The following is a 10,442-nucleotide window of genomic DNA, read 5'->3' as shown; positions in this document are numbered from 1 at the left end:
CCCAGCAAAATTTCCTTGGTGGACTACTAAGTCGGACAATTCAAGGTGTTGCTACTGGGGTAGGATTTCTCGGAGCCGGATTAATTTTACAAGAATCTCCCAGAAAAAGTGCTACTCCTAAAGTGCGGAATTTAACTACTGCTGCTTGCGTATGGACAGCCGCAGGACTAGGTGCGGCAATTGGCTGTGGTTTATGGCAAATGGGATTATTAGGAGGACTGCTGACATTGATTACGCTGAGTGGAGTAAAACGCATCAATAAAACAATGGGATTTAAATTTAGTCAGAGTGAAGTAACAGAAACTCAAGAGAAAGTGAATATCTTTGAGTCTGATGAGAATGATTAATTTGAGGATTTTAGACTAGAACGATCGCCACTGTAACAAACATATTTAGAAATTAGCATTAGATTTTTTAACTTTGGCAATCCAACCTTGGTATACATTTAAAATTTCTGAATAAGGAACAGTCGTTTCTGAGATTAAATAAAACAGTGGTTGAGAAAAAACTTGAGGAAATATATTGTGGATAATTTTTGCCATCCACTCTCTTAACATAAACTCAATAAATAATCCTTGAGATAAAGGAAACGCATTATCTCCAAGTTCTACTAAAGCATAACCATCTGGCTGACGGCGCACAGTAAATTGTGCAATAGCTTCTTCGATATTGTCTGAATATTTATCTAAAAGCTGGTCAAATATCAAGACATCTTCAAGTGCTGCATTGCAACCTTGACCAATAGATGGGGAAACAGCATGAGCAGCATCTCCTATTAGCAGTACACTATCACCATGATGGTAACTATTACACCGAACTGTTATAACTGTTGATGCTGGTCTATGCAGAAAATCTTCTGCTTCTGAGTCTGGCATTAACTGACCAATTTCTGGAAAATTTTCTCGAAATAATTGTAGTACTTCTTCTTTTGTGGCAAGATTATTTATTTGATTTTGTTGACGAGAAAAATGAATAATACCACTCATTATTCCGCCTAGTTGATGCAGCAATAGAATCACTGTGCCATCCTTGAGCATCCAAGAGTGAATTTTATCTCCTGCTAAATTAATGTTTGAATTTTCCTGGGAGATAGGTAATATAAATGATTTGTAATCCGTTGTTATCGGTTTTTGTTCACAGTTAAAACAATCTGTCGAATTCAAACTTTCTCTAACCGCAGAAGAGGCTCCATCTGCACCAACCAAAAAATCATAATTCACTATAAAGAGTTTTTCTGATTCTTCGGCAATGGTTGTTAATTTTATTGTCTTATCAGTTAAATCAACTTGCTGACATTGACAGTCGAAGTGAATCTTTAATTGAGAATGATTGTACTTGCTGTTTAGGTTTTCTAAAAGCGCGATCGCTAAATTTGTCCGGTCAAGAGTAAATAAAGGATTTTGTCGAGGTGTATATCTAGTTTTGCCATTTCTCTGATGAAAAACTGTGCCATTCATCTCTAAACTTATCGCTTTGATTGCGGCTTCTAATCCATCAATTTGTCTCAAAGCACTCATTCCTCTTTCGTTAAGAGAAATGGGATAAGTTCTGGATTTAGAAAATGAAACAATCCGAGGATCACTGCGACGTTCATAAATATCGATCTGATAATTATCTCCACGACGCAACAAGTAATGAGCCAATAATAGACCACTTGGCCCAGCACCAACAATAACTACTTTTTTCACCATAAGTTTATAATTTATATACAGATGATTAAAGTTTGTGAGTTCATATCACAATAATTTGTATTTATATATTTGATTATTAAATTAATTGAAAATATTTTTCCTGAATCTTCAGAGAGAGGTTATGTAACATCTACTAAAATATGCGATCGCTCAAGATTACCAAAAAATAGAGAACACAAAAATTTAAACTATATTTATGAATATAAAACCTCTATCTGAAGTTAGAATTTGCTTCTTAGGTGAATCCTTTGTTAACGGGACAGGCGATCCAGAATGTCTTGGTTGGACAGGGAGAATCTGTGTGAATGCTCATAAAAAAGGTCATGAAATCACCTACTATAATTTAGGTGTAAGGCGAGAAACTAGTACTGAACTGAAAAATCGTTGGCATAGAGAAGTTACTTATCGTTTACCAAAAGAATATGATGGTAGAGTTGTATTTTCTTTTGGAGTAAATGATACAACTCTAGAGAATGGTAAAACTCGCGTTGCTATTGCAGAATCACTCAACAATATTCATGATATCTTGAGCATAGCTAAACAGTTATATCCTGTTCTAATGATTAGTCCACCACCATGTACAGAGATAGAACAGAATCAAAGAATTGGCAATTTAGCGCAAGAATTTGCTTTAGTTTGTCAGCAATTAGATGTGCCTTATCTCAACGTTTTTCCGATATTAATTAAATCAAACACTTGGATAGAAGAAGCAAAAAATTATGATGGCGCTCATCCGCAAGCCACAGGTTATGCTGAACTTGCTGAAATTGTTGATAATTGGGATGCTTGGTTAAATTGGTTTAAATAAGAATTGCTTATGCTAGATGCAAGAAAATTCCTAGGAAGTCTCTGGCTATGACAGCATCTGATTTAAAAATATCACTGTGAGAAAGTAGTAAAATTTTTGATGCTTACCCTATAAAGCGTTTGTGATAGTGATGCTGAATTTATATCTAAAGATTAGTCAACATTAGTCACCAAAAAAACTTAGCATTGTTTAATTAGTCCTCACTCGCAATAATTATGAGTTATTATATTGCTCCTCGATTTTTGGATAAAATTGCTGTTCACATCACTAAGAACTTCTTGAATCTTCCTGGTGTAAGAGTTCCTTTGATTTTAGGCATTCATGGACGTAAAGGTGAAGGAAAAACCTTTCAGTGTGAGTTAGCTTTTGAAAAAATGGGTGTGGAAGTCACACTCATTTCTGGTGGTGAATTGGAAAGTCCAGATGCAGGAGATCCCGCACGGTTGATTCGGTTGCGCTATCGGGAAACAGCAGAACAAGTCAAAGTGCGCGGTAGAATGTGCGTGCTGATGATTAACGACTTAGATGCAGGTGCAGGACGCTTTGATGAAGGCACTCAATATACTGTCAACACACAGTTGGTCAATGCCACACTGATGAATATTGCCGATAATCCCACAGATGTGCAATTACCGGGAAGTTATGATTCAAACCCGATACGGCGTGTACCAATTATTGTTACAGGTAATGATTTTTCCACTTTGTATGCACCGTTAATTAGGGACGGACGGATGGAAAAATTTTATTGGGAACCTAACCGTGATGAAAAAGTGGGAATTGTTGGTGGGATTTTTGCAGACGATGGACTTTCAGCACGAGAAGTTGAACAGTTTGTTGATACTTTTCCAAATCAATCAATAGACTTTTTTAGTGCTGTGCGTTCCCGAATTTATGATGAGCAAATCCGGAAATTTATCCATGAAATAGGGTTTGAACATATATCTTTGCGTATAGTAAATAGCGTGGAAGGGCCACCAACATTTAAAAAGCCAAATTTCAACTTGTCTCATTTAATTGAGTCTGGTCATTTTATGGTGGGTGAACAAAAACGAGTAGAAAATTCGCAGTTGGTGGATGAATATAATCGCTTGAATCGAGGTAGAGGTTATCAAGCAGCACCACCAAAGATAGAAACACCAATTAGTCAGCCATCTACTAATGGATCTCGTCAATCGGAACCATTAAATACTCATGTATCTCTAGAAACACAAGAACAAATTCGGCAAATTTTATCTCAAGGTCACAAAGTTACTTTTGAACATGTAGATGAACGCCGTTTCCGCACAGGTGCTTGGCAGAGTTGCGGTACAATTCACATCGATGCTGAGTCTGATGCGATCTCAACGTTAGAGTCACATCTAACTGAATATAGCGGTGAGTATGTGCGTTTGGTCGGAATTGACCCAAAAGCGAAGCGAAGAGTTGTGGAAACAATTATTCAACGTCCAAATGGGAATAATTAGTAATTGATAGATTAATTTTAAAAGGCGATCGCACCACTCATAACCTAGGCGATCGCCTTTTCTTGTTGATTATCGAAACATAGTGGTTTAAGCGCGATCGCAGTTTTCGTCCTTGAGGCATATTCCCTAGATGCTCTAATTTCTGCACAATAAATCAGTGAATCACCAGCATCATAATGCCATTCCCAAATAAACGTTCTTTTAGTTGGTTGTTGCAGCAGTTTCAACTCAAGCCAGGTAAACCCGCTATTTTCTCAGGTTTTCGTAGCCTGTTAATTTTGGGTGTTCCTATTGGTTTTGGCATTATCACTGGTAATGCGGCTGCAAGTGCGATCGCTACTATGGCTGCTTGGTTTGTGGGGATGGTAAACGTTGATGGTACTTATCGCCAGCAGTTAAAGGCGATGATTGCAACTACCATTGCAGTCACAACAGTATTTTTAATAGCCAGCCTGGTTAGCAGCCATCTTTGGTTAGCCATCCCGACAACGTTTGTCGTGATATTTATCGCCGGTTTAGCAAGTCTGTATGGCAACGTAGCCTCATCCATCAGCTTGGTTACTTCCATTATGTTTGTGATTGCCCTGGCTAGATTTGCGACATTTACCAATTTCTCGACCCTGATTCAACACTGTTTATTATGTCTAGCTGGGGGAACATGGACAATTTTACTGTCATTAGGCCTTTGGGCTGTGCAACCTTATGATCCTGTAATGCAGACTGTGGCTAACTGTTATCTCTCGTTGAGTAAATTTGTCGATTTAGCCAAGGAGAGAGTATTCAATTACCAGAATATTCAAGAGTGGACAGAACAATTTTTGCAAGCTCAAGATACGGTAATTCAAAATTTAACATCTGCCCGTAGTGTTTGGACAGCTAGATGGACTGTGCAGAAAGGTGCCAACCAGCAGGGCAATAATTTATTAGTTTTAATTGAAGATACCAATCAAATTGTCAATTCTGTTGTGGCACTGAATGAATTATTAGCGATCGCATCAGAACATCAATTATTTTCTGAGTTACAAACAGAGATTCAACAAGTTATAGAACAATTGGCAATTGCTCTACAACTGTTATCAAAAGCCATTGCCACAAAGAAAACCTCAGTTCATTTAGGAGATTTAGATCGCACAGTTGAGGCATTACAACATCAATGGCAAGTTCTGCGTTCTCAGGTTATCAAAACAACAAACTTTCAAACAGATAACTATAACGATTTAGTTCAACTGCGGAAGATTACTAGCAGTTTGATCAATCTAGCACAACAAATTCATACTGATGCAGATATTATTACAGATTTAAGTCGAGGAAAACAGCGTTATATTTCTCAAGCAGAAATTTCCCCTCTACTTCAGTCAAAGCCTGCGGCAATTATTGATACATTGCGAAATAATTTCACTTTTGATTCCGTCAGCTTTCGCCATGCGCTGCGCCTAGCAATAATTACAACATTTGCAGAATTTATCGCCGCAATATTGCAACTACCTAGAGGTTACTGGATTACTTTAACAGCCTTAGTCGCCCTCAAACCCAACTTTGGCGGCACATCCGAAACCACAGTCCAAAGAGTCATCGGGACGATTTTGGGGGGAATTATGGGGATTGTGCTGATTTTATTAGTTAAGAATCAAAGTGCGATCGCATTTTGTTTACTGCTGTTGGTGTTTATTGCTATGTCAGTGCGACCTTTAAGCTACAGCATATTTACTATATTACTCACTCCCGCTATTATCTTACTCCTCAACTTGATTAGTGCAGGTGGCTGGCAAGTGGGAGTATTACGGATTGTTGATAGCCTATTTGGGGGTGTTTTAGCCTTGGTTGGTAGCTATGTGCTGTTCCCGCGTTGGGAACGACAGCAACTTCCCATACAACTAGAAAAAACTATTCGCGCCAATCTTGCCTACTTTCAGCAAGTTATTGCTAACTATCTTCATCCAGAACAAAATGTGTTTGCTGCTATCAATACTCTACGGCATCAAGCAGCCCTAGAGAATGCCAATGCGACAGCTGCGGCTCAACGATTATTCAGCGAACCTCGTCATGTTCAAGGCGAAATCGAACCTGTAATGACCTTGATATTTTACATTCGTTGCTTGTTCAGTTCGGTGACAACTCTTGCAGAACATCTGCGAGAATTTAGCGGCGACTACCAATTTACTGAACTCCAGCGACTTACAGATAACATTGTGCAAGTTGTGGAAAACTTGGCAGATAGTCTACAACAAGGAATAGCACCCCAACCATTACCAGAGATGGATAATTATCTGGAATTGATTCACAATCAAATTGCACAGTTACATACTGCTCGTTTATCAGAAATTGCTACACAATCTCAGATTTTAACTCCTACATTACAAGCAGTACGTGAACAAACCCCCCTATCTACAGAACTAGAGCGCATTATTAATGAAGTAACAGTGATTCACTGTGTAATTGCTCGTATGCAAGGTTAAATAATCATGGATTAATTTTATGTGCATAGGGGAGAAAGATTAAATTCTCTCCCCTAGTTACTCGGCGCAGTCGAAGTATGCACCTCTGCTCACCCGCGCTCTGAAAGATACTGAACAAATAATAGAATTACTGGAGAGCCGTTAAAGTTCTATGGCCAATTATGCCATCGGCTCTTAAGCCTTTAGATTTTTGAAATTTAATGACTGCTGCGCGTGTATTCTTATCAAAAATACCATTGACACTTGCGGTATAGAATCCTTGTTTTTTTAACAAAATCTGAGCATTTTTGACAGAATCTCCCTTGCTACCTACTGTCAGCACATTACTACGCTTGGCGACATTAGTAGATTTTTGCCTAATATTAGACTTTTGGGCAGTAGTAGTTTTTTTCGTAGTATTACTTTGTTGGAGATTTTGTGGTTTAACTTGTGTTGTAGTAGTTGGATTAGGAGTTTTTTTAGTGGCAGAATATGCAGGTAAAGCAGTAGCTAGAGCTAGAGCCGGGACTAAAGCAATTACTTTCCAATTCATGGTGTTTTTCCTTCTTAATTATGAAGAATTTAACAATTTTGATTTGACGAGTCGATTTAATCAGAACTTATGCCTGATTGAACTCTTATGCGTAAACTGGAATATCAATCCAGAGCTATAGCATCACATGTCTTATTGACAGATTTATGGCAAAAATATGACAAAAATATGAACTATTTATTAAGGATTGTATTGCACAAAGCTTTACTATAGATTGCTTAGAATATATCTAAAATTCTCTCGTAATTAGTAATATGGTTTGACGCTTTATTACCGAAATTTAATCAAACATGAACATCTGTGAGCATCAGCGATCGCAGAGACAGTCATTCTACTCTAGATTTTTTTCAGTGTTAATACGTATTATCAAAAATCAAAAGTAAGAGAATTTACTGCTAAATACCCTATTCATCGTTTGTCGTGATAGATTGAGCTACAGCAACCGCCAGCCTGATTTTTTCTGTATGCGGTTGTTGTTTTTGAGAATTTGCTAAAAAAATGTGATGATCAAATTAATCAAACTCAGTACTTAGTTGTGATTTTTATCGGTTAATATGGCGATCGCATATTCCCAAATCCCAAAATTGCCCGATATTCTGCATGGGTGTGTCTTAACTCTTAATTATGCTCAGTAGTGTTGATCGATTGTTATTTGTGCGCCGAGTCCCGATTTTTAAGGAATTGCGGGATGATTTTATTGTGCGACTGACTTCAGTGATGCACGAGTTGTCATTTCCAGCAAATTACACAATTTTTAGACAGGGTGAAGAAGGGCGATCGCTTTACATTGTGGTATCAGGTAGAGTTAAAGTCCACATTGGCAATAAATTCTTGGCAGAAGTAGAACAGGGCAAATACTTTGGCGAAATGGCAGTATTTGATACACAGCCCCGTTCGGCTACCGCCACTACCATCGAACCGTGTGAATGTTTAGAACTAACACAAGAACAACTTTATGACGCAATTGAAGAAACTCCCGAAATTGCCGTAAATATCATTCGTGAGTTATCACGCCTCATTCGTAGATTGAATGAGAGTGTTGAAGTGACTAATTAATCACAAACTTCATTCCATAACTGAAGCGTCTCGCCAAGTGCTGTTATGCCATTAAACGTCTTGCGCCACAAGATGAACCAGAAACCTCAACCAAAATTTGGGGGATGACTGAGTCATCTGTGGCGCTGGTTAAAACAACTTTGACAGCGTATACTGGCGCGATTCACTTAACAATAGCTGTAGTCAGTTAGATTCGGTCAATGTTGATTTATACTCAGCACTCAGACTAATTTCTTCCCATGATCATCAAAGCTGTTGCTGTCATTCAACCGAAAGGACTTTCAACTCATTCCTAACCAACTCAGGAATTAGGGAAGGACGGTCAGCCACAGGAACTTCTGCTTCTTTGAATGCTGTTAATTTACTTTGGGCTGTACCAAAAGTAGGATCACGGCCAATAACTGCGGCTAAAGTGCCAGTTTGTTGCCAATTTTTGACTGGTGGTACTTGTCTACCTGCAATATAGGCAATTACTGGTTTATCGATCGCTTCCGTAATATATCGCGCTGCGGCTTCTTCGCTACCACCACCAGGTTGACCAACTAACACAATCGCTTCTGTATTTTCATCTTCATCCAGAATTTGCAGCCATTGCAAAAACGATGAACCGACGATTGCATCACTCCCAATGCTGACACTAATTGATTGTCCTAAACCAGCTTTGGTTAATTCCCTAGCGACTTCGTAGGTTAAAGTGCTGCTGCGGCTGACAATTCCCACAGGGCCGGGAGTATAAAATTCGCTGGGCTGAGTCCCTAAAAGAATTTTTCCGGGAACGATGATCCCCGGACTGTTAGGCCCCACTATCAAGGTTTCACAAGCTTCGGCTTTGCGGAGTAATTGCACCATATCTAATGGTGGCATCCCCGCTGTGATAATGATAATTTGGCGGATGTTAGAGGCGATCGCTTCTAAAGCCGCATCTAATAATTGGTATGGGTGAACACAGATAATTGTTGTGTCAATTGTGCCGAACTGTGAAACAACTTCCTCAACTAAATCAAAAACTGGCAAATCGTATTGTGTTTGTCCACCAAAACCAGGATTAACACCAGCAACCAAATTTGTCCCATAAGCTTTCATTTGCAAAATATTAGTTGCTGAGATAAATTCACTGAAGCCTTGGATGATAACTTTACTCTCTGGCGTTAAGTTCATAAAAAGTCTGAAGTTGGAAATGGGAAATTTGATCAGTCCTAACGTTTAACCTTGACAGATTGATAAGTGGCTGGTTTAGCCAGACGAACAGCTTGCGCTACTGCTTCATCTAAATCTTCTACCAAGACAATTTCACCTTGATTTTCTAAAGTACCTAGTAAATCTTTAGCCACATTCAATTCCGAACCAGCCAAGCGCACAACTAAGCCAGGAAAAGATAAATCCCGACGACTGCGGCTGCTATGAGTACGTTCAGGGTCACTATGATCTTGAATAAATTTGGCAATTACTTGGGCGGTAGCTTCAGCTTGGGGAATACTACCGAGGAGGTTAATTAAAATAACTTGAATATTTTTGTCAGCAGCGAGGAGATTCAGACCTTTAGCTAGGCGATCGCCAAAACTTGTGGGTAAAGTATCAGTTAACAAACCATGTCGGAGATTCAGCGGATGACTGGGCTTACCTCCGAGACTCATGACTAAATCAAAGGTAGCCATAATCGAACCTGCACCATTCCCCAAAATCCCGATTTTGCCTTGGGTTTCAGCACTGTTCAAGTCTTTTAATCTGCTGTTATTGTTGTTGCTGCTGTGACGGTTGCTAATTTTTGTGGCTAATTCAGCCAGTTCTGGATGACGACCAATAGCCCGTTCGTTAATGCTGACTTTGCCATTTAAGGCCATCACCTCATCTGCTGCATTCACTGCTAAGGGATTAATTTCTACTAAATCTAAATCTTTTTGGATAAATAACTCATACATCTTTTCTACAACGTTGCTGACTGACTGCATCAGCGCACCTTGCAGACCCATTTTCAAAGCTAGTCGTCGCGCATAAAAAGGCGAAAATTCTTGTTCCACCACCACGTACTGTAATTTCTCTCCGGCTGATTCCCAGTCAATATCTGCTTCTTTACAACCTAAAAGTACTGGTCGGCAAACAGCGGTATCTAAAACTACTGCTAAATAAAATTCTTGTTTGCTATCATATCTAGTCTCTGCCAATAAAACTTCTGGTAATTGACCCCAAATTGGCAAATTAAAAATAGTTTGGGCTGCGGCGATCGCATCAATAGTTGTTTCGACAATTCTGACTCCACCAGCGTGAATCCTTTCGCCTGCGTATACTTGGGATTTGAGGACAATGGGATAATTAATTTTTAGGCGTTTGAGATCTGTCGGATGATCTATCCTTTGAGATGGCAAAACAGGAATGCCTATGTTCCCAAACCATTCTTTAACTTGATATTCTAATAAATCCATCGTTATGCACCTTGTT

At 39.0% G+C, this 10,442-nt stretch carries 9 protein-coding genes; 5 read left to right on the top strand and 4 right to left on the bottom strand.

All coding sequences use genetic code 11. The features are described from left to right. The coding region (locus NCWK1_RS15055; RefSeq protein WP_146033995.1) for an MgtC/SapB family protein at positions 1 to 347 on the top strand (347 nt) is incomplete at its 5' end. A 45-nt stretch (positions 348 to 392) separates the two neighbouring features. Here NCWK1_RS15055 and NCWK1_RS15050 read toward each other — a convergent pair. Beyond that, positions 393 to 1,691: an FAD-dependent oxidoreductase gene (locus NCWK1_RS15050; RefSeq protein ID WP_103125267.1), complete on the bottom strand. Its 1,299-nt coding sequence runs from the start codon at positions 1,689 to 1,691 to the stop codon at positions 393 to 395. Positions 1,692 to 1,887: 196 nt separating this feature from the next. On the opposite strand from NCWK1_RS15050, the gene NCWK1_RS15045 reads away from it, so the two are divergent. The 3 genes from NCWK1_RS15045 (at position 1,888) to NCWK1_RS15035 (ending at position 6,418) form a co-directional block, all read left to right on the top strand. After that, positions 1,888 to 2,499, top strand: a complete 612-nt coding sequence (locus tag NCWK1_RS15045; RefSeq protein WP_103125266.1) for a GDSL-type esterase/lipase family protein — start codon at positions 1,888 to 1,890, stop codon at positions 2,497 to 2,499. 215 nt (positions 2,500 to 2,714) lie between these two features. Further along, positions 2,715 to 3,962, top strand: a complete 1,248-nt coding sequence (locus tag NCWK1_RS15040) for a RuBisCO small subunit-like domain-containing protein (RefSeq protein ID WP_096581645.1) — start codon at positions 2,715 to 2,717, stop codon at positions 3,960 to 3,962. 176 nt (positions 3,963 to 4,138) lie between these two features. Then, on the top strand, positions 4,139 to 6,418 hold the full coding sequence (locus tag NCWK1_RS15035; RefSeq protein ID WP_103125265.1) for an FUSC family protein: 2,280 nt from the start codon (positions 4,139 to 4,141) through the stop codon (positions 6,416 to 6,418). 127 nt (positions 6,419 to 6,545) lie between these two features. Here NCWK1_RS15035 and NCWK1_RS15030 read toward each other — a convergent pair whose 3' ends face one another. Further along, positions 6,546 to 6,950, bottom strand: a complete 405-nt coding sequence (locus NCWK1_RS15030; RefSeq protein WP_103125264.1) for a peptidoglycan-binding domain-containing protein — start codon at positions 6,948 to 6,950, stop codon at positions 6,546 to 6,548. A gap of 624 nt (positions 6,951 to 7,574) precedes the next feature. Here NCWK1_RS15030 and NCWK1_RS15025 point away from each other — a divergent pair. Next, positions 7,575 to 8,006 (top strand): cyclic nucleotide-binding domain-containing protein, encoded by a 432-nt coding sequence (locus tag NCWK1_RS15025; protein WP_015112880.1) that lies wholly within the window; start codon positions 7,575 to 7,577, stop codon positions 8,004 to 8,006. A gap of 261 nt (positions 8,007 to 8,267) precedes the next feature. Here the strand turns inward: NCWK1_RS15025 and NCWK1_RS15020 are convergent, their stop codons facing one another. Beyond that, complete coding sequence (locus tag NCWK1_RS15020) at positions 8,268 to 9,164, bottom strand: succinate--CoA ligase subunit alpha (RefSeq protein WP_096581637.1); 897 nt, start codon at positions 9,162 to 9,164, stop codon at positions 8,268 to 8,270. A 38-nt stretch (positions 9,165 to 9,202) separates the two neighbouring features. Further along, positions 9,203 to 10,426, bottom strand: a complete 1,224-nt coding sequence (locus NCWK1_RS15015) for a succinate--CoA ligase subunit beta (protein WP_096581635.1) — start codon at positions 10,424 to 10,426, stop codon at positions 9,203 to 9,205. Positions 10,427 to 10,442: the final 16 nt, after the last annotated feature.

The sequence above is a fragment of the Nostoc cycadae WK-1 genome, assembly GCF_002897135.1.
In the GTDB taxonomy this organism is placed as follows: domain Bacteria; phylum Cyanobacteriota; class Cyanobacteriia; order Cyanobacteriales; family Nostocaceae; genus Nostoc_B.
The sequence above is the reverse complement of the archived record's forward strand: the minus strand, read 5'-3'. Positions and strand labels throughout refer to the sequence as shown.

What these genes read in the sequence shown, in the direction of transcription:
- NCWK1_RS15020 (WP_096581637.1), bottom strand. Translation starts at nt 9,164, where the DNA reads ATGAACTTAACGCCAGAGAGTAAAGTTATCATCCAAGGCTTCAGTGAA.
- NCWK1_RS15030 (WP_103125264.1), bottom strand. Translation starts at nt 6,950, where the DNA reads ATGAATTGGAAAGTAATTGCTTTAGTCCCGGCTCTAGCTCTAGCTACT.
- NCWK1_RS15015 (WP_096581635.1), bottom strand. Translation starts at nt 10,426, where the DNA reads ATGGATTTATTAGAATATCAAGTTAAAGAATGGTTTGGGAACATAGGC.
- NCWK1_RS15035 (WP_103125265.1), top strand. Translation starts at nt 4,139, where the DNA reads ATGCCATTCCCAAATAAACGTTCTTTTAGTTGGTTGTTGCAGCAGTTT.
- NCWK1_RS15050 (WP_103125267.1), bottom strand. Translation starts at nt 1,691, where the DNA reads ATGGTGAAAAAAGTAGTTATTGTTGGTGCTGGGCCAAGTGGTCTATTA.
- NCWK1_RS15025 (WP_015112880.1), top strand. Translation starts at nt 7,575, where the DNA reads ATGCTCAGTAGTGTTGATCGATTGTTATTTGTGCGCCGAGTCCCGATT.
- NCWK1_RS15045 (WP_103125266.1), top strand. Translation starts at nt 1,888, where the DNA reads ATGAATATAAAACCTCTATCTGAAGTTAGAATTTGCTTCTTAGGTGAA.
- NCWK1_RS15040 (WP_096581645.1), top strand. Translation starts at nt 2,715, where the DNA reads ATGAGTTATTATATTGCTCCTCGATTTTTGGATAAAATTGCTGTTCAC.